Source organism: Pseudomonas sp. AF03-9, assembly GCF_020515815.1.
In the GTDB taxonomy this organism is placed as follows: domain Bacteria; phylum Pseudomonadota; class Gammaproteobacteria; order Pseudomonadales; family Pseudomonadaceae; genus Aquipseudomonas.
Genome location: NZ_JAHPJF010000029.1, coordinates 1 through 19,553, shown reverse-complemented (window position 1 = coordinate 19,553; position 19,553 = coordinate 1). Strand labels below are relative to the sequence as shown.

15 protein-coding genes and 1 tRNA gene are annotated in these 19,553 nt (G+C 61.2%); 10 read left to right on the top strand and 6 right to left on the bottom strand.

What is annotated here, in order from left to right:
* Positions 1-39 precede the first annotated feature (39 nt).
* Positions 40-115: transfer RNA gene (locus LIY36_RS25660), tRNA-Phe, on the top strand.
* A 132-nt stretch (positions 116-247) separates the two neighbouring features.
* Here the strand turns inward: LIY36_RS25660 and LIY36_RS25655 are convergent.
* On the bottom strand, positions 248-1,846 hold the full coding sequence (locus tag LIY36_RS25655) for an ArnT family glycosyltransferase (protein ID WP_226457620.1): 1,599 nt from the start codon (positions 1,844-1,846) through the stop codon (positions 248-250).
* A gap of 77 nt (positions 1,847-1,923) precedes the next feature.
* On the bottom strand, positions 1,924-2,889 hold the full coding sequence (locus LIY36_RS25650) for an arsenic resistance protein (protein WP_226457619.1): 966 nt from the start codon (positions 2,887-2,889) through the stop codon (positions 1,924-1,926).
* Positions 2,890-3,192: 303 nt separating this feature from the next.
* Between LIY36_RS25650 and LIY36_RS25645 the strand changes: the two genes are divergently transcribed.
* Together LIY36_RS25645 and LIY36_RS25640 are read left to right on the top strand one after the other, a co-directional pair.
* Positions 3,193-4,158 (top strand): alpha/beta hydrolase family protein, encoded by a 966-nt coding sequence (locus LIY36_RS25645; protein WP_226457618.1) that lies wholly within the window; start codon positions 3,193-3,195, stop codon positions 4,156-4,158.
* A gap of 19 nt (positions 4,159-4,177) precedes the next feature.
* A complete protein-coding gene (locus tag LIY36_RS25640; protein WP_226457617.1) occupies positions 4,178-4,591 on the top strand; it encodes a hypothetical protein in 414 nt (137 codons plus the stop codon).
* A 119-nt stretch (positions 4,592-4,710) separates the two neighbouring features.
* Here the strand turns inward: LIY36_RS25640 and gabP are convergent, their stop codons facing one another.
* Positions 4,711-6,102 (bottom strand): GABA permease, encoded by a 1,392-nt coding sequence (gene gabP, locus LIY36_RS25635; protein ID WP_226457616.1) that lies wholly within the window; start codon positions 6,100-6,102, stop codon positions 4,711-4,713.
* Positions 6,103-6,655: 553 nt separating this feature from the next.
* Here gabP and LIY36_RS25630 point away from each other — a divergent pair.
* From LIY36_RS25630 to LIY36_RS25610, 5 genes are all read left to right on the top strand, one after another.
* On the top strand, positions 6,656-7,429 hold the full coding sequence (locus LIY36_RS25630) for an ABC transporter ATP-binding protein (RefSeq protein ID WP_010213906.1): 774 nt from the start codon (positions 6,656-6,658) through the stop codon (positions 7,427-7,429).
* Positions 7,430-7,442: 13 nt separating this feature from the next.
* Entirely contained in the window at positions 7,443-8,195 is a 753-nt protein-coding gene (locus LIY36_RS25625; RefSeq protein WP_226457615.1) for an ABC transporter substrate-binding protein, read from the top strand.
* Between the two features lie 72 nt (positions 8,196-8,267).
* Complete coding sequence (locus LIY36_RS25620) at positions 8,268-8,963, top strand: ABC transporter permease (RefSeq protein ID WP_017738340.1); 696 nt, start codon at positions 8,268-8,270, stop codon at positions 8,961-8,963.
* Positions 8,964-9,001: 38 nt separating this feature from the next.
* Positions 9,002-9,691: an ABC transporter permease gene (locus LIY36_RS25615; protein ID WP_226457635.1), complete on the top strand. Its 690-nt coding sequence runs from the start codon at positions 9,002-9,004 to the stop codon at positions 9,689-9,691.
* On the top strand, positions 9,672-10,859 hold the full coding sequence (locus LIY36_RS25610; protein WP_226457614.1) for a methyltransferase: 1,188 nt from the start codon (positions 9,672-9,674) through the stop codon (positions 10,857-10,859). The genes LIY36_RS25615 and LIY36_RS25610 overlap by 20 nt, the downstream gene beginning before the upstream one ends.
* 241 nt (positions 10,860-11,100) lie before the next feature.
* Here LIY36_RS25610 and bcsQ read toward each other — a convergent pair whose 3' ends face one another.
* The gene (bcsQ, locus tag LIY36_RS25605; RefSeq protein WP_226457613.1) at positions 11,101-12,060 is read right to left on the bottom strand and encodes a cellulose biosynthesis protein BcsQ; all 960 of its coding nucleotides are present in this window, start codon (positions 12,058-12,060) and stop codon (positions 11,101-11,103) included.
* Between the two features lie 269 nt (positions 12,061-12,329).
* Here bcsQ and lapG point away from each other — a divergent pair, with 269 nt between their 5' ends.
* A complete protein-coding gene (gene lapG / locus LIY36_RS25600) occupies positions 12,330-13,046 on the top strand; it encodes a cysteine protease LapG (protein WP_192298599.1) in 717 nt (238 codons plus the stop codon).
* Between the two features lie 11 nt (positions 13,047-13,057).
* Positions 13,058-15,004 (top strand): cyclic di-GMP receptor LapD, encoded by a 1,947-nt coding sequence (lapD, locus tag LIY36_RS25595; protein WP_226457612.1) that lies wholly within the window; start codon positions 13,058-13,060, stop codon positions 15,002-15,004.
* A 56-nt stretch (positions 15,005-15,060) separates the two neighbouring features.
* Here lapD and LIY36_RS25590 read toward each other — a convergent pair whose 3' ends face one another.
* Together LIY36_RS25590 and LIY36_RS25585 are read right to left on the bottom strand one after the other, a co-directional pair.
* Complete coding sequence (locus LIY36_RS25590) at positions 15,061-15,399, bottom strand: tryptophan synthase subunit beta (protein WP_226457611.1); 339 nt, start codon at positions 15,397-15,399, stop codon at positions 15,061-15,063.
* Positions 15,400-15,523: 124 nt separating this feature from the next.
* On the bottom strand, positions 15,524-19,553 hold a 4,030-nt coding region (locus tag LIY36_RS25585), incomplete at its 5' end, for a type I secretion C-terminal target domain-containing protein (protein WP_226457610.1).

Sequence of the window (19,553 nt, the reverse complement as noted above, 5' to 3'; positions counted from 1 at the left end):
TTGACGACCCCCTGAAAAACCCGTTTAATGCGCCCCGTTGCCCAGATAGCTCAGTCGGTAGAGCAGGGGATTGAAAATCCCCGTGTCGGCGGTTCGATTCCGTCTCTGGGCACCACTAATTAGTTTTAGGTGGTGCGAACATCATCTGAAACACACAAGAAACCCGCCTAGTGCGGGTTTTTTGTTGCCCGGGATTTATTGAGCTGCATCGGAGCAACCTCTGTCGCCCCGAAGCCCGTCATCTCAATCACTCAAGCAAAAACACCATCAACGGATTGTCATTCAACCGCCCGCTGTACACCGGCGCCTGATGTTCCAGCGGCGTCCCCGCCAGCAGCTTGGTTTCCTTGCGTGCCACGATCACCCATGCCGGCTTTGGCAACGTAGCCAACCGCTCGACCTCGCTCCCCGCGACAAACAACGGCTGCTCATCATGATCCAGGTTCATCATGTAGCGCACCGCCCAGGTATCCCGGCCGAGATTGACAAACACCAACGGCCCCGGCTGCTTCACCCGTAGCGCTTCCACCTCGCCAACAAAGGTGCGGGTGTCGAATTGCAGATCCTTGGCCGGACCGATCACGGCCACCAGCAACAGCCATTGCGCCGCCAATGCGATCGCGCTGAGCCCCACCAGACGACGCCAGGCGATCACTGCCGCCACTTGCAGGACCAGCAGCGCGCCTATCAGCAGCGGCAACGAAACGTCCGGCCAATAACCGTGCTTCTGCCACCCATGCCGACAGACAAAGACTACAACCACGCACAACGCCGGTAGCGCCACGACAAGCCATTCGTAACACCTGCGCACGCCAACGAGCCAGCCTTGCGCCTGGAGCAGCCCATAGGCGGCGACAGCGGCAAACATCGGCACCATGGGCAGGATGTAATAAGCGCGCTTGAAGTGCGGCACCGATAGCCCGAGCAGGATCATCAAGCCGCAGGTGCCCAGGCGCACCACCATCTGCACGTCGTCATTCACAAACCGTTCAGACCAGCGATGGCGCAGCGCGATCAACGTTGCCAGCGCCAGCGGCACCACCGGGAGGTAGCGGTACACACTCAACTGGAAGTAGAAGTAGAACGGCTCGCCACTTTCATCGAGGCGCCCGCCGACCTGCATCTTGAACACTTCGTCGGCAAAGGCATCGCCACCGCTGATCCGCGCCAGCTTCACCAACAGCCACCAGCACGCCGCCAACAGCAGCACGCCAACCACACCATGGATCAGCACCTGCCTGACCCGCTGCCCGGGGCGGCTCAACACCCAGTACACGCACACCACACCACAGACTTCGATCAACCCCAGCGGCCCGCGAATCGCAAAGCCGAGGACGAACAACGGGAACACGGCGAGTTGGCGCCAGCGCGATCCCAAACGCTCCCCCGTGTGCAACAGGTAGAAACTGCCGACACAGAGCAGCGACACCATCTGATCCAGGCACACCGAACGCGACTTATCGAGCAACTGCGCAGTGAGCAACGTCAGCAGCACCGTGAGCAGCGCCCATTGCCGGCTCGACGGCACCAGCAGGCGATAGATCAGGGCAACGGTGCCGGCAGACGCGAGGGCGGTGGGCAGGATATTTGCCAGGTGGTTGGGCGCACCAAACAGCCGGGCAAACACAAAACTGAAGAAGGTCGCGGTGCCAGGATAGTCCGCGTAGGGCTGACCGTAGGTGGTCGGGAAAAAACTCGCGCCGTGGCGAAACATTTCCTGCAGGAACAACGCCCAGCGCCCGTCAAAACCCTGAGGCTGCTGATCCCAGATCCCCAGGGTAAACAGCAGAGAGGCGAGCAAGAAAATGCCCAGGGACTCCAGGCGAAAACGATTGTGGTGATCCATCGGTTGACCCGTCAGGTAAAGAGTGCCGACTTATGGTGCCGGCCACCCTGCTGAATAGCGCCTGAACAGACTCACATTTACCGACGCACGGGCCATACCAACGCCGGGATCAGACGCACATAGATCAATTCACCGACCAACTCGATCAGGGTTTGCAGGATCACCGCCGTCGCCGCCAACCCGCGTACACCCTCGGGCAGGGCCAGCGCCAAGGGCAACACCACCAACGAGTTGCGTGTCGATGCGCTGAACGTCACCGCACGCGCCGTCAACGCCGGCAACGCACAGACACGCGCCGCCAAAGCGCCCATCAGCGGCGCAAGCAACAGGAAGCCCAGGTAGACCGGAATCACCGGCAGCAACAGGCTGAAATCACGCACCACCGCAGTGATCTGCGAGGCGATCACCACAAACAACACCAGCGCCATGGCCGGCACCGGCAACCAGGCCCAGGCGTTGTTCCACGCATTGATAACGGTCGAGCTGCGCGCCAGCGCCGTGGTGCCCACCGCCAACACCATCGGCACCACAATCAACATCAGGAACGCCTCGACGAAAGGCCCCGCCTCGACCACCACCCCAGACTGCGGCCCCAGCATCAACCCCAGGTACACCGGCAACAGCGCCAACTGCACCAGCAACAACACCGGCGTCGCCGCCAGCATCAGCCGCGAGTCGCCCTTACCCATATGGGTAAACACCACCACGTAATCGATGCACGGCGTCAGCAACACCAGCAACGCACCCAGCAATAGCGCCGGGTGCGCGACCAAGCCACGGGTCAACGCCCACACCAGCAACGGCACCAGGATGAAATTGACCAGCAGCAAAGCCGACAGGAAGCGTTTGTTGCCCCAGCCCTGGCGCAGCTCCAGAAACGGGATTTGCAGGAACATCGCGTACATCAGCACGGCGATGGCAGGTGTGACCAGTGCGCCAAGGCCATTGGCCGATGAGGGCGCGAGCAGGCCGAAGGTGGCTGCCAGGAGGACCGTGATGAAGTAGAGGGGGATCTGATGGTGTTCGAGGGTGTCGCGGGTCATGAAAGCGCCCTGGCTGATCGCAAAGGCAACAAGCCTATGGATCTATTGGCAAAACGGTCGTAGCTGGCAGCCGGCTCTTCTGTTTCAAACTCTGAAACGATGGGAGAAAGTGGGATGCTCATAAGAGACCTCCAAAGTGGGTGCCTGCCAGTCTAATCGGACCATGATCGGGTGTCGTTCCTCTAGGATATATGGCTCTATCAGTGAGCGCCGAGATTAGTGGGGCCGCCGAATGGCACACACGTACTGGCAAGCTGGCCAACTGTTGCTAAAAAAATAAAAACCGACATAGGCAGAAAACCAATGAACTTGAATGACGCCTCTTCGCGAATACCACTCGCAACACGCAACCCAGGGCACAGCACGCCCTTCAAGGAACCCGCTGCCGACAACCACCTCATCGGCGGCTTCACCTGGCGCCATCTGCGCACCGACTTCGGCCGCCCCGTCGTCATCATCAACGCCGCCACGTCCCTGCGCTGCCGCTATTACTCGCGTTTCGCCGACTACCTGTTTGCCAACGGCCTCGACGTCATCACCTACGACTACCGTGGCATCGGCGAATCCCGCCACGGCTCGCTAAAGGGCTTCAAAGCCTCGTGGTCGGACTGGGGCGTGCTGGATTTCGAAGCGATCTTGCAGCGCGCGCAACGGGAGTTTCCAGTCCAGCCGATCGACGTCGTCGGCCACAGCTTCGGCGGCTGTGCGGCGGGGCTGGGAGCCTCAGGCGCGGCGATCCGCCGGATTGTTACCGTGGGCGCCCAATTTGCGTACTGGCGCGACTACGCAGCGAGTGAACGCTGGAAGATGTTTGCCAAATGGCATGTGGCAATGCCGCTGATGACCGCGCTGTGCGGATATTTCCCCGGCAAGCGCCTGGGCTGGATGGAGGACACGCCGGCAGGCGTGGTACGCGACTGGAGCACCCCCACACCCCGCTACGAAACACGCCCCAGCGGGCGCGGCTTGCGTGAGTTGCCCTTCAGCCAGGTGCAAGCGCAGATACTGGCCATCAGCATCACCGATGACCCATTCGGGACCGTAGCAGCCATCGAGCGGTTACTGGGTTACTTCGACAACAGCGAACGCACCCATCTGCGGATAGCGCCTGAGGACATCGGCGAGAAACAGGTCGGGCATTTCGCATTTTTCCGTAGCGAGTATCAGGACCGCTTGTGGCCGATTGCACTGGCTTGGCTGCAAAACGGCCAATTAGCAGCGGATACCCTTGGGATTTCCCGCAACCTGCGCTTCAATAGCCCACTCTGAACCCTAGGACGTCACACCCATGGCCTCGCCAAACAAGCAGCAAAAACGCGCCCACCGGGCAAAGGCCAAGGCCAAGCAGAACCGCACCCAACGCGCCGTTGCGAGCAAGCCGGACGCCTTTGCCGGCGATGACAGCCGCATTGACCTTGAGTCGGTGGACTTGACCGAGCTGTTCGTAGAGATGCGCACCGCGGGAGAAATCGACCAGCAGGCATTGTGCGCCGCGTTCCTGTCGCACCCGCTGCTGGCGGTCGTGCTGGAACAGGAAGGCGAAGAAGAAGCCACCGACTTTATCCTCGCGGCACTGATCGAATATCGCCAATGGGCCACAGATAGCGATGATGAAGCGGCCGCCTTGGCGTGGATCGAATCGCCGCAGTTCCAGGCGGATTACGTGGCGGCGTCCCAGGCACTGGCCAACTCAGCAGACTGACGCAGAACCAAATGTGGGAGCGGGCTTGCTCGCGAATACGGTGTATCAGCCAACTGATTCAGTGACTGACACTCCGTATTCGCGAGCAAGCCCGCTCCCACATTTTTGAACGCATTCCGTCAGCTAGTGACTGCTGCGCCTACTCTCTGCGCCTTGCGACGACTGGCCACCAACAGCCCCGCCGCCACCACCAGCAAGCTCAGCACGCCAGTCGCAATGATCTCGACCCGGTGCGCTTCCTGGAACAGCATGATGGTCAACGTACCGACGATGAACACCATCACCGCGTAGGTCAGGCCCGGGAACAACCACATCTTGAAGACAATCTTCTCACCCGCCGCCGTACGCTTCTGGCGCATGCGCAATTGCGACACCGCGATCACCAGGTACACCAGCAGCGCGATCGCGCCGGAGCTGGCCAGCAGGAATTCGAACACCGCCGCCGGAGCGACATAGTTGGCAAACACCGCCAGGAACGCAGCGCCGGTAGACAGCATCACCGCCCAGTAAGGCGTGCCACTGCTGTTGGTGCGCTTGGCCACGGCCGGTGCATCACCGCGACGACCCAGGGAGAACAGCATGCGCGACGCGGTATACAGGGCCGAATTCAGGCAGCTGGTCACGGCAACCAGGACCACGATGTCAACGATCATCTTGGCGTTCGGGATGCCCATGCGCTCCAGCACGGTCTGGTAGGAACCTACGGCTGCCAGGGTCGGATCGTTCCATGGCACCAGGGACACCACGATGAAGATCGACAGCAGGTAGAACAAACCAATCCGCCAGATCACCGAGTTGGTAGCCTTGGTGATTTGCTGGCCAGGGTTCTTCGATTCAGCGGCAGCGATGGTAACGATCTCGGTACCCATGAAGGAGAACATGGTGGTCAGGATCGCGGCCAATACCGCGCCCATGCCGTTAGGCATGAAGCCTTGGGTGTCGAACAGGTGCGAAACACCGCTGACCTGACTGGTCGGCAGGAAGCCAAAAATTGCCGCCAGGCCGAGGATCACGAAGCCCACGATCGCGACCACCTTGATCAGCGCAAACCAGAACTCGAACTCGCCGTAGTTCTTCACGCTGAACAGGTTGGTCGCCGTCAGCAGCAAGGTGATGACCAAGGTAAACGCCCAGATCGCAATGTCCGGGAACCAGGCATGCAGGATGGTCGCGGCGGCGTTGGCTTCCAGTGGAATCACCAGCACCCAGAACCACCAGTACAGCCAACCGATGGTGAAACCGGCCCAGTGACCGATGGCGCGGTCGGCGTAAGTCGAGAACGAACCGGTGTCCGGTGACGCCACGGCCATTTCGGCCAGCATGCGCATCACCAATACCACCAGCGTACCGGCGGCCGCATAAGCCAGCAGCACAGCAGGGCCGGCGGCAGCAATCGCGTGGCCGGAGCCAACAAACAAACCGGCACCAATAACGCCGGCAATCGACAGCATGGTGACGTGACGCGGTTTGAGCCCCTGTTCGAGGTCATTGGAGCTTTGCGTACTACTCATTGACACACCTTTGCGAGGAATTGCGAAAACGGTCCGCCCGGCCTGGGCTCTTTCTCGTGAAAAGAAACCAACAGGGCGTTCTTTATTTTTTACGCAATATTTGCGCCAAAATGTTACAAACCCGCAATTGACGCGGGCTGTAGGACAATTCAACAGCCGTCGCAACTCATTGAGAACACTGAGATTCCGCTATAGCGTTACCGTGCGACTCACTTTTAAACGAACGCGAGCACCAAAAACACACACAAAAAGTACGTGACGCTCCATAACAGGGCTGATAAGCACCGTTTGCCCGATTGACCCTTCCAACACCCGGCCAAAGCTGGCACCATCGCGCCCTTTTTTACGCGAAGCCTGCGGGTTTTCCGGTTCAAACGGCTGTTCGGTTGTAGATGGCGCGACACGCCGCTGTGCCGATGCGACACCCTGCCGCACACAGCCCGTCAACCGTCCGCAGCGTTGTTGGCTGCCATCCAGACGCTATGCTAGCTTGGCGCCTCGCCAGGAAGGCGGCCCAACAGCAAGCACGCAACGAACACAATGAGGACCGCACATGGCCGAGGCCACGCCCGCGCTTGAAATCCGCAACTTGCATAAACGCTATGGTGAGCTGGAGGTACTCAAAGGTATCTCGCTGACCGCTCGCGACGGCGACGTGATCTCGATCCTGGGTTCTTCCGGTTCCGGCAAGTCCACCTTCCTGCGCTGCATCAACCTGCTGGAAAACCCGCACCAGGGCCAGATCCTGGTGGCCGGCGAAGAGCTCAAGCTCAAGGCCGCAAAAAACGGCGAGCTGATGGCCGCCGACGGCAAGCAGATCAACCGCCTGCGCAGCGAAATCGGTTTTGTGTTTCAAAACTTTAACCTGTGGCCGCACATGAGCATCCTCGACAACATCATCGAGGCCCCGCGCCGTGTGCTCGGCCAGAGCAAGGCCGAAGCCATCGAAGTGGCCGAAGCGCTGCTGGCCAAGGTCGGCATCGCCGACAAACGCCACGCCTACCCTGCGCAACTGTCCGGCGGCCAGCAACAACGGGCGGCCATCGCGCGCACCCTGGCGATGCAGCCTAAAGTCATCCTGTTCGACGAGCCCACATCCGCCCTTGACCCGGAAATGGTCCAGGAAGTACTTAATGTGATCCGCGCGCTGGCCGAGGAAGGCCGCACCATGCTGCTGGTCACCCATGAAATGGGCTTCGCCCGCCAGGTCTCCAGTGAAGTGGTGTTCCTGCACCAGGGCCTGGTCGAGGAGCAAGGATCGCCACAGCAGGTGTTTGAAAACCCGCTTTCGGCGCGCTGCAAACAATTCATGTCCAGCAACCGCTAACGGAGCAACATGCATGCAGAACTATAAAAAATTCCTTCTGGCCGCCGCCGTCTCGATGGCGTTCAGCGCCACGGCCATGGCAGAAACCTTGAAGATGGGGATCGAAGCGGCTTACCCGCCCTTCAACAATAAAGACGCCAGCGGCAACGTCGTGGGCTTCGACAAGGACATCGGCGACGCCCTGTGCGCCAAGATGAAAATCGAGAAGTGTGAAGTGTACGTGTCCGACTGGGACGGCATCATCCCGGCCCTGAACGCCAAGAAGTTCGACTTCCTGGTGTCCTCGCTGTCCATCACCGATGAGCGCAAGCAGGCCGTCGACTTCACCGACCCGTACTACTCCAACAAGCTGCAGTTCATCGCGCCGAAAGCCACCAAAGACTTCAAGACCGACGCCGGTTACCTCAAAGGCAAGATCATCGGTGCACAACGCGCGACCCTGGCCGGTACGTACCTGGAAGACGAGCTGCCGGACACCACCTCCAAGCTCTACGACACCCAGGAAAACGCCTACCTCGACCTGATCTCGGGCCGCCTCGACGGCATCCTCGCCGACAAGTACGTGCAGTACGAATGGCTCAAGAGCAAAGACGGTTCCGCCTATGAGTTCAAAGGCGACCCGGTTGTGGAAAGCGACAAGATCGGCATCGCCGTCCGCAAGGGCGACCCACTGCGCGAGCGCCTGAACAAAGCCCTGGCAGAGATCAAGGCCGACGGCACCTACAAGAAGATCAACGACAAGTACTTCCCTTTCAGCATCGAATGATCTGAACGGTATGCCCGGCGCGCTCACTAGAGCGCGTCGGCTTTTAGCAATGCCTTGCGATATGAAAACACCATGAATTTCGACCTCTACGGATTCGGCCCGGCGCTTGCCGCTGGCGCGCTGATGACCGTCAAACTGGCGCTCACGGCCCTGTGCCTGGGGCTGGTGCTCGGCCTGGCCGGCGCCTTGGCCAAGACGTCCCCGTACAAGCCGCTGCAATGGCTTGGCGGCGCTTACTCGACCCTCGTTCGCGGCATTCCCGAGCTGTTGTGGGTACTGCTGATCTATTTCGGCACGGTCAACCTGATGCGCGCCCTGGGCGAGTTCTTCGGCAACCCCGACCTGTCCCTCAGCGCCTTTGCCGCCGGGGTGATCGCCCTGGGCCTGTGCTTTGGCGCCTACGCCACCGAAGTGTTCCGTGGCGCAATCCTCGCCATTCCCAAGGGCCACCGCGAAGCCGGCGTGGCACTGGGCCTGTCGAAGTTTCGGATCTTCACCCGCCTGATCATGCCGCAGATGTGGCGTATTGCCCTGCCGGGGCTGGGCAACCTGTTCATGATCCTGATGAAGGACACCGCGCTGGTCTCGGTGATCGGCCTTGAAGAAATCATGCGCCACGCGCAGATCGGCGTGACCGTCACCAAGCAGCCCTTCACCTTCTTCATGGTCGCGGCCTTCATGTACCTGGGCCTCACCGTTCTGGCGATGACCGCCATGCACTTCCTGGAAAAACGCGCCGCCCGCGGCTTTGCAAGGAGCACCCAATGAGCGGCGACTACAGCTGGCTGGCGCATTTCGGCCTGGGCCTGAACTGGGCCGTGATCATCAAATGGCTGCCCAAACTGGTCCAGGGCGCAACCCTGACCCTGGAACTGGTGGCCATCGCCGTGATCGCCGGCCTGCTGCTGGCGATCCCGCTGGGCATCGCCCGTTCCTCGCGACGCTGGTACGTCAGCGCCCTGCCCTACGCCTACATTTTCTTCTTCCGTGGCACGCCGCTTCTGGTGCAGCTGTTCCTGGTCTACTACGGCCTGGCGCAGTTCGATGCGGTACGCGAGAGCTTCATGTGGCCGTACCTGCGCGACCCTTTCTGGTGTGCCACGGCCACCATGACCCTGCACACCGCCGCCTATATCGCCGAGATCCTGCGCGGTGCGATCCAGGCGATCCCGCCGGGCGAGATCGAAGCGGCACGCGCCCTGGGCATGTCCAAGCCCAAGACGCTGTTCTACATCATCCTGCCGCGCGCCTCGCGCATCGGCCTGCCGGCGTACAGCAACGAAGTAATCCTGATGCTCAAGGCCAGCGCCCTGGCCAGTACCGTAACCTTGCTGGAACTGACCGGCATGGCGCGCACGATCATCGCCCGCACCTACTTGCCGGTAGAGATCTTCTTCGCCGCCGGGCTGTTCTACCTGTTGATGGCCTACATCCTGGTGCGCGGTTTCAAACTGCTGGAACGCTGGCTGCGCGTCGATGCGTGCCAAGGACGTTGAAGCGCGCTTCGCGGCGCTCGATGCATTCCTGATCGAACACCAAGGGCTGTGGCGACCACGGCCCTTCACCCACCGGCAATTACCCTGGGAAGCCGAACACCCCGCGCTCTCCCAGTGGCTGCGCCAACGTTCGCTGGCTGACGCCGAAACCGCCCACAACCAGCCCCACGACCTGCCCGCCCCGGCCCCTTTTCCACAGCTTGCCGCCCAGGCTCTCGCGCTCAGCGCTGTGGATAACTTGCCGAGGGTGCCCCTTGAACCGGCTCATCCGCGCCTGCATGTCGACGTGCCCGGGCGCAAGTGGCAACAGATCGAAGCCTTCGGCGCGGCCCTGTCATTTGCGGCAACGCCAACGCACTGGCTGGACTGGTGCGCCGGCAAGGGCCACCTCGGCCGCCGCCTGCTGCACACAGGGCAACAGTTGACCTGCCTGGAATATGACCCGGCCTTGATCGCCGCCGGCCAAGCCTTGAGCGATCACCACGGCTTGCCCGTGACCCATCGCCTGCAAGACGTGATGGCCGACGTGCCGCTCAGCGCCGAACACACCCCCGTCGCCCTGCACGCTTGCGGCGACCTGCACATACGCCTGCTGCAAGCCGCCAGCGCGGCTGGCTGCAAGCAACTGGCACTGGCGCCATGCTGCTACAACCGCATCAGCGCAGACCGCTATCAAGCCCTGTCGGGCCTGGGCCGCGCTTCGGCGTTGCAGCTGTCGATCGACGACCTTGGCCTGCCCCTCAGCGAAACCGTGACCGCCGGCGCCCGCGTGCGCCGCCAGCGCGACAGCTCCATGGCGCGGCGCCTGGGCTTCGACCGACTGCAACGTGAACTGCGCGGCTGCGACGACTACCTGCCCACGCCGTCATTGCCCAGCGCCTGGCTGGACAAACCCTTCGCCGACTATTGCCGGGAGCTGGCGACCCTCAAAGGGTTATCCACAGGCGCACAGGATTGGGCGGCACTGGAAGCCCACGGCTGGCAGCGCCTGGCCGAGGTCAGGAACCTGGAATTGCTGCGTGGTCTGTTTCGGCGCCCGCTGGAGCTGTGGCTGGTGCTGGATCGGGCACTGTTTCTCAGCGAAAACCGCTACCGGGTTGAAGTAGGCAGTTTCTGCGAACCGGCACTGACGCCGCGCAACTTGATGGTGCTTGCCGAGCGCGATTAAAGGGCAAAATTGTCGCAGCCCAGCCTGTGGATAACTCTGTTGATGAATTCTTTTCAGCGCCTGTCGCGGCCTACGCTGAAGGCAAAAAGCCACGCTGGTCATTTTTTGTGCACAGAATAAAAAGCACGCAAAACAGGCAGTTGCGGCGTGTTGAGAACAGCTCCACAAAATCGCTGTTTACCCCCGACCGCAACCTACCGATTGTGCATAAGCATCTGGCGTCATGCGTCTAACAAGCGGTTCAGGGCGTGGTTTTCGGGCGGATCAGCAACTGACAGAGTTCGTTGAGATCGTCGCTCGCCAGGCTCTGGCCCAGGTTATCCAGCGGGTCCGAACCAAAGGCCAGGGCTTCGCTGATGGACGGATCGCGGTGCACGACCTCCAACAGGCTGTCACCCAGACGCAGCTTGAAGGCTTCGAGCATGTCCAGGCTGAACGCCGAGTGCTCGTCCAACTGGTTGATCACGAAGTGACAACGCGGCGGGAAATTGCGCGCCAGATAGGGCGCCAGCAACGCATCCATCTGATCCAAAGTGCCCAGGCACGCGGCGTCCGGCTGGACCACGACCAGCACAATGTCGGCCACGTTCAACGCTTGATGCAGGTACACATTATTGCCGGCCGGGGTATCGACGATCACCGTGTGGCGCTCGCTCAAGCCCAGCACCGACAGGCGCTGCGCCAGCCACTTGGGTTCACGTGTGAGCCAGTGCTGCAGGTTGTCCTGCTGCTGGGGGTCGGTGTCACCAAAGGGCATCACCTCACAACCGGCGAACCCGGTGCGCAGCACGTTCTGCCAGGGTCCGTTGACCAGGCTGGTGCGGCCGATGCCGGGCAATTCATGATCCACACCGAAGTGCTGGCGCAAGGCGTTCTGCGGGTCGAGGTCGAGTGCCACCACCGACTCCCCCAAACGCTGCAGGCCGCTGCTCAGGGCCGTGACCAGGGTACTGCGGCCGACGCCGCCGTTGACGGACACCACAGCGACCACGTTCGGGCGCGGTGCGGTTTCGTCAAAGGCCAGGGGTTGTTCGTGAGCATATGGCGTGTTGGGGCTGAAACGTGAACCGTCTTTCATGTTCACGCGAGTGCCATCATCGAACGGAACGGTGCCGAAAAAGTGCAGCCGAGCATTGCGCCCTTTCGGGTCGCGGGACACGCTCTTGCCGAACAGGGCAAGCAGATCATCAGTGCGGCTCATGGCCGGAGCTCCTTCACGGCGCGAATAAAGACGTGGGAGGTCGGCAAGAAAACAAGGGGGCTTACCGCAGTCTTTTTGTAGGCGCTTTCGTTGAGACATTTTGTGACAGCGCTCGGCGAGTGTCATTATTTTGATGATATTCGCGCAACCCTTTCAGACGAGCGGAAAATAGTCACTTTAATGACGCCTGGTTCGCGTAAATTCAGCCCCGTGATTCCACCGTGCCATTGTTTTTTACCCGCCAGCACCGCACCATTGCCGCACCTTCAATGCTGCAAGCTTGGATATTCGCAGTGGCGATACGCTTTAAATTCCCTCGGTTTCTCTACGGCCTTGCCATCACCCTGCTGCTGGGTGGCGGCCTGCTGGGCAATTTGCTTGCCGATTGGGATTTCAGCCAGATCAGCCGCCGCGCCGAGTCGCTTTACGGCCCATTGGGTGCCGGGCGTCAACGCATCGATGCCTGGCAACAATTACTCTCGACGCAAAAGCAGATCGGCGAGCTTGAGCAACTCAAAGTGGTCAACTTGTTCTTCAACCGCCAGTTGCACTACGAGGAAGACATCGACCTGTGGCACGAGATTGATTACTGGGCGACGCCCATTCAATCCCTGTGGAAAGGTGCCGGTGACTGTGAAGACTATGCCATCGCCAAATACTTCAGCCTGCGTAACCTCGGTATCCCCGCGGAAAAGCTGCGGATCACCTACGTTAAGGCCTTGCGCCAGAACCGCGCGCACATGGTGCTGACCTACTATGCCAGCCCCAACGCGATGCCACTGGTACTGGACAGCCTGATGGACCCGATCCTGCCCGCCAGCCAGCGTACGGACTTGTTGCCCGTCTACGCGTTCAACGGTGAAGGGCTGTGGCTGACGGGCGCTGCGGGCAACAAAAAAGTCGGTGACACCAAGCGCCTCTCGCGTTGGCAGGATGTCTTGAAGAAAATGACCGCCGAAGGGTTTCCGGCCAGTTCGGATAATTAACAGGAGCTACGATGTCACTGTTCAAACAATTGCTGATCGCTATCTGTGTGTTTCTCGTGGTCGCCTTCAGCGGTAGCTTCGTGGTCAGCCTGGAAAGCTCGCGCTCGCAGTACGTCAACCAGTTGCGCTCCCACGCCCAGGACGCGGCCACCGCGCTGGCGCTGTCGCTGACGCCAAACATCGATGACCCGGCGATGACCGAGCTGATGGTCAGCTCGATCTTTGACAGTGGCTACTACGCCAGCATCCGTGTGATCGACCTGAGCAACGACCAGGTACTGGTGGAACGCGCCGCCGAGCCCGACGCCAGTGGTGTACCCGCCTGGTTCGTGAAGATGATCGGCCTTGCGCCAGCCGGCGGTGATGCCATCGTCAGCCGCGGCTGGCAGCAGGCGGCGCGCGTGGAGGTGGTCAGCCACCCGATGTTCGCCCTCGCCAAACTGTGGCAGAGCGCCTTGGGCAGCCTGGGCTGGCTGCTGCTCTGTGGTGCGGCGAGCGCGATCCTCGGCGCATTGCTGCTGCGTCGCCAACTCAAGCCGTTGGACTACATGGTCGAACAATCCCACGCCATCGCCCGACGCGAGTTCCTCAGCCTGCCCGACCTGCCGCGCACCCCGGAACTGCGCCGTGTGGTGCAGGCGATGAACCAGATGGTGGAGAAGCTCAAGGCACTGTTCCACGAACAGACCGAGCGCAGCGAGAAGCTGCGGGTGGAGTCCTACCAGGACAGCCTGACCGGGCTGGCCAACCGACGCTATTTCGAGATGCAACTCAACTCCCGGGTCAGCAACCTGGAGGAGCACAGCTCGGGCTACCTGCTGATCCTGCGGGTCAACGACCTCGCCGGCCTCAACCAGCGCTTCGGCGGGCAACGCACCGACCAACTGCTGCAAGCCGTCAGCCAGCTACTGGTGCGCACCTGCGCCAAGTACCCGGAGACCCACAACCTGATCACCCGCAGCCGTGGCGGTGAGTTCGCGGTACTCGCACCGGGCCTGGTGCGTGACGAAGCCCTGCAACTGGCCCAGGAACTGGAAGCCACCCTGCAAAGCCTGCACGAAACCGGCGCCACCGACATGCAGACCGTGGCCTACATCGGCCTGGCCCCCTACAACGCCGGCGACGCCTCGGCCGACCTGTTGATGCTGGCCGACCAGGCCCTCACTCAAGCCGAAGCCAACAGCGGCCAGAGCTGGGTCTGCCTCGAACACCACACCGCCGGCACCGTCAGCGATGACCCGCACAGCTGGCATACCCTGCTTGACGATGCCCTCAAGCAAGGACGTTTCCGCCTGTTCTTCCAGCCAGTGGTGAGCAGCGCCGATACCCAGCGGGTGCTGCACTACAAGGTGTTGTCGCGTTTGCTGGACAACCAGGACCAGACCATCGCCGCCGGCCACTTCCTGCCGTGGCTGGAGCGCTTTGGCTGGACCGCGCGCCTGGACCAAGTGATGCTCGACCTGGTGATCAAGCAACTGGCCCAGCACAACCAGTCGGTGGCCCTGAACCTCTCGGCCGCGACCCTGAACGAACCGCAGGCCCTGGAACGCATCTTCGAACGCCTGGCCCAGCACCCGACCCTGGGGCCGCGCCTGATCCTGGAGATCGGCGAAGAACAAGTGCCCGAGCAAACCCAGCTGGAGTTGATGATCCGGCGCATGCGCAACCTCGGCTACAGCCTTGGCCTGCAGCGTTTCGGCGGGCGCTTCAGCATGATCGGCAACCTGGCGCACCTGGGCCTGGCCTACCTGAAAATCGACGGCAGCTACATCCGCGCCATTGATCAGGAGAGCCACAAACGGATCTTTATCGAAGCGATCCAGCGGGCCGCCCACAGCATTGATTTGCCGTTGATTGCCGAGCGCGTGGAAACCGAGGGTGAATTGCGGGTGATCCGCGAGATGGGCGTGGAAGGGGTGCAAGGCCAACTGGTCGGTGAACCGGCGCCCTGGAAGTAAAACGTTGAAGCCTCATGCCTCCTTGACGCTGATGCCGTGAAGGAGGTGTGCCCGGTTCAGATCAAACCGGTTTCGTCATCATTGATCAGCTCGCTCAAACCGCCCAGCGCCGCCCGTGCCTGGGTCCGTTCCAGGAACTTGGCCTGTGCCGCCGGTGGCAAGTCAGTGATGCGAATCACGCCTTTGGACGTCAGCACCTGAATCAAGTCATCCAGCACTCGAATCATCTCAAGGTCACTGCTCTTGAGCTGCTTGAGGCTGTTTTCGATCTCGTCCCCGGCAAACCACGCCTGGATATCATGGTGATCCGCCGGTAGCGTCTCGGTGGCTTCCGCGTAGGCCTGCGCCTCGACGCGCACCAAAGCGTTGTTTTGATCGCGTTGCACGTAGAACATCAGCGTTCTCCCAATAAAAAATCCCTGCAGGCGCCGCGTACGACACCCACAGAGATTACACACTTTTTCCCGCAGCCGATGCCAAGGGGGCGCCAATCCCGAAAGATTGGCGCCCCCGTGGTGATCAGTCGTGGTGCTTGACGGTCAGGTCGCCACCGGCGATCAGGTTGTTGATCGCGGTGCTGCCACTGCCCCAGTTCGCGCCATCGACCTTGATCGTCACATCGGCCGTGCCGCCGCTGGCGGTGAACGAACCGGTGCTGCTCACGCTCAGCGTCGAGTTGCCCGCCGAGTCGGTGGTCAACTTCAGGTAGTTCGCCAAGTTGGTGTCGTTGTTGCCTTGCAGCAAGTCGGACAGGTCCAGCTTGTCGCCTTCGCTGTGCTTGAAGTCCTTGATCTGATCAAAGCCGCCGTTGGTGTTGGTGTCGCCTTTGAGCCAGACGAAGGTATCGGCACCCGCGCCGCCGGTGAGGATGTCGTTACCCTTGCCGCCGACCAGGATGTCGTTGCCTGCGCCGCCATTCAAGGTGTCGTTGCCGCCTTGGCCGAACAGGATGTCGTTGCCGGCATTACCGATCAGGCTGTCGTTGCCATCATTGGTGTTGTAGATGTTCGACGCGTTGGCCAACGCCCCCACGTCCTGCACGTGCTCAGTGATGTACTGGTGCAGGGTGCGGTCATCGATCTGGTCGACGGTAGTGGACAGCTTCTCGGCGGCGAACGCCTTGAGTGCCGCACTGCCTTCCTGGCCTTTGTAGCTGATCAGGTCGCCGAACAGGATGTCGTTGCCCGAACCACCGGAAATGCTGTCGGAACCCGCATCGGCGGTGTGGCCGGTGATGGCATCCGCCAGCTTCGCGGTATCAATGTTGGCAACCACTTTGTCGGTATCGAACTGCTTGAGCACGGTGCTATCGATGTCCGAACCCAGGCCGATCGCCTCGACCACTACTTTGCCGGTGACCGCGTTGACCAAGTCGTTGTAGGCGGTCTTGGCGTTCGCCAGTGCGGTGCTGGAGCTCTGGTAGACCGACGCAACGTCGAAGCCGCCATTGCTGTTGGCCACGACCGTGCCCTCGAAGTAGCGGCTGCCACGGCTGTCGTAGGAGTAAACGTTACCGCTACCGTCGACGATCATCTGCGACTTGCCATTGATCGTCGTATAGAGCGCGTTGCTCTGGCCCAAGACGTAATTGGAGTTATTCACAACGCTGTCAAAGTAGACGGTCGAACCCCAGAAGCTGGTCGTGCCCAGGTTCGGGTTGCCCTGCACGTCGGTGTACACGTTCGGCGAACCGTCGGTGATGAAGTACGTGAGGTTTTTCGCGCCGGTGTTGCTGGTCGCGTCGCTGCTCTTGAACCAATCGGAGGCCGCTTTGAACGCGTCCTGGTAGTTGGTCATGTCGCTGGAATTGGACACCATCTGGTTCAACACAGCCTGCAAGGCAGCCTTGGCAGCCGTCTTGTCGGCCAGGTTGACCGAGACCTGCGACTCGACACGGGTGTCGAAGTCCACCAGCAGCACTTTCACCACACCCGAGTCTTTATTGCCGGCATTGGCAATCAAGGTATCGAAGATGCCCGAGAGTTGGTCCTTGATCGACTTCATGGCCGAGGAGCCGATACTGCCCGAGGTGTCGACCAGGAACGCGATGTTGTAGTTGGTGCCCGCAGTGGTGATACCACCCTTGTCGCCGACCACAACGTTATTCGCCGAGCTCGAACCCAGGTCGATGGTGTCGGCAGCAGCGCCGCCTTCGGTGACCGGGGTGTAGACCTGCGGCTGAACGGTAATGGTGCTGGTAGCGACCAACGAACTCAGGCTGTTGCCGCCTTCGTTGTCCGTCACCGAGATCTCGACCGTACGATCGCCCAGGGTCGGGTACTTGCTGGTGCTGGAGTATTGGAACGATTCCAGCAGTGCCTTGTAAGTCGCCGAATCCGCGGTGCCCGAGAGGGTCAGCACGATTTTGCCGCTGACGTCGGTGCCGACGCTGGTCAGGGTGATGCCTTTGTACGTACCGCCCACCGAAACCAGGCTCGAGCTGAGCTGATCGCCGGCACTCGCGTTCTTCAGGGTGATGGTCGCGTTTTGCATCTGGGTACTGTCGACGTCGCCGATAGCGACGACGCCAGTGATCGCCACACCCGCGGCGGCACGTTCGGTGTACGCCGTGTTGTAGCCGGTGGCGACAGCACCGTCCGCAGTGCTGAGGTCCAGGGTCGGCGCGTCGTTGACCGCGGTGATCACGATGCTCACTTTGCCGGTCGTTACCGCTTCAACCCCAGTGCTCAACTCTTTGGCGGTCGCTTTCACGGTCAGGTCGAAGCTGGCGGTCGAATCCTTGAACGGAGTGACCGTCAGGGTTTTCAGGTTCCAGGTGCTGACGTCGTACAGCGTGGTACTGCCGGTCGAGGTGATGCTGTTGCCAGTGGTGCCATCGGTGATCACGGTGCCTTTGGGCAGACCGCTGATTTCCACCTTGTGGGATTCCGAGCCGTCATTGTCGACAAACGTCGTGGTGATCGGGCTGACCTTGATCGCGGTGTCTTCCAGGCCACGGTTGTAGACGTAGCCGGTGTAATAGCCTTCGCCATTGACCACGTGGCTGTCGCCGAGCACCGCACCGGCGGCTTTCAACGCATCCACGCTGGTGTAGGTCTGCACGCCGCTGTTGCCCAGGGACATCGACGGGCCGTTGTTGATCGACACGTTGACGTCGTAGTTGCCCCCGCCGGCCTGGTTGTAGTGGTAGATGTCGAGGGTGTAGTAGCCCGACTCGGTCGGCGTGTAAGCCGTGCCGGTAATCGCGCTGCCCTTGCTCCAGGTCTCGGTCGCAACCAACTTGCCGCCCACGGTGATAGCCAGGCTGTCATCGGCTGTACCCGTGAAGGTATAGCTCTTGCCGGCTTCCAGGTAGATCAGGCCAGAGACCTTGGTCGCGGTGCCTTCCACTACGTTGCTGTTGCTCACGTTGCTGGTCACGCCAGTGGACGCGGCGCTGGCAGCGGTTTTGGCGTCGATGACCTTGATCAGGTCGTCGGCTTTGGCCACGCCATTACCGTTGGTGCCCAATGCGCTCGGCAGGTTGCCGCCGGTCCAGGTCTGGATGACCAAGCCGGTTGGTACCGCGTTGAACGCATTGATCGTGACGACAGGCACGTCCGTCACCGGGTGGATGTCCACGGTGATGGTTTTGGTGTCGCTGTAAGTGTTGCCATCGGTGGCCTGGAACTTCAGCTCGGTGTAATCACCTTGCTTGTTACCCACGCCGGTGCCGCCGAAGCTGTTGTCACCCGACTCGTTGGCCGCCGGGCTGTAACGCACGTTGTGGTTGTCGAAGTCAGCCTGGCTGAACGACTTGCCGGCCGAGGTATCGGTCTTGAGGTCAGCGGTGGTGAGCGCAACCCACACGCCGTTGACTTTGTACTCGATGGAACCGGCAGGCAGGCTGGTGAACACCACTTTCGGGCTCGCCGAGTCTTCATCCTTGACGCCAAAGGTCGCCCAGGTCAGTTCGACCGGGGTGTCTTCGTCGCTCTGGATGTAGCCGTTGGTAGCGGTTGGCGTGTCGTCGACCAGGGTGACCGTCGGCTGGCCAGTGCTGTGGGAGCTGGCGTTGTCGGCGTCGGTCACGGTCAGGTCGATCTTCGGCAATTGGTTGCCGGCGTTGACCCAATCGGCGCCCTTCTGCGTCAGCACGACGTTGCTACCGGACAGGCTGTAGTAGCCGTCGGTGTTGGTGCCAGTGGTGAAGGTGATCTTCAGCTGGGCAACAGGAGTTTCTTCGTCGCTCGCGGAGAACGTACCGGCCACGGTGCCGACTTTAGCGGTGTCTTCAACGATGGTGGTCGCCGTGATGGCGATCACTGGCACGTCGTTGTGCAGGTTGACCACTGGCTGCGCGTTGTTGCTGGAGTGCAGGCCTTCTGGATCGGTGACGGTCAGGTCGATTTTCGGCAGCTGGTTGCCGGCGTTGACGAAGTCCGCGCCTTTCTGGGTCAGCACAACGTTGTTGCCGGAGATGCTGTAGTAGCCGTCGGCGTTGCTGGTGCCGGTGAAGGTGATGGTCAGGCCAGCACGTGGGGTTTCTTCGTCGGTCGCGGTGAAGGTACCGGCGACGGTGCCCGCAGTGGCCGAGTTTTCTTCCAGG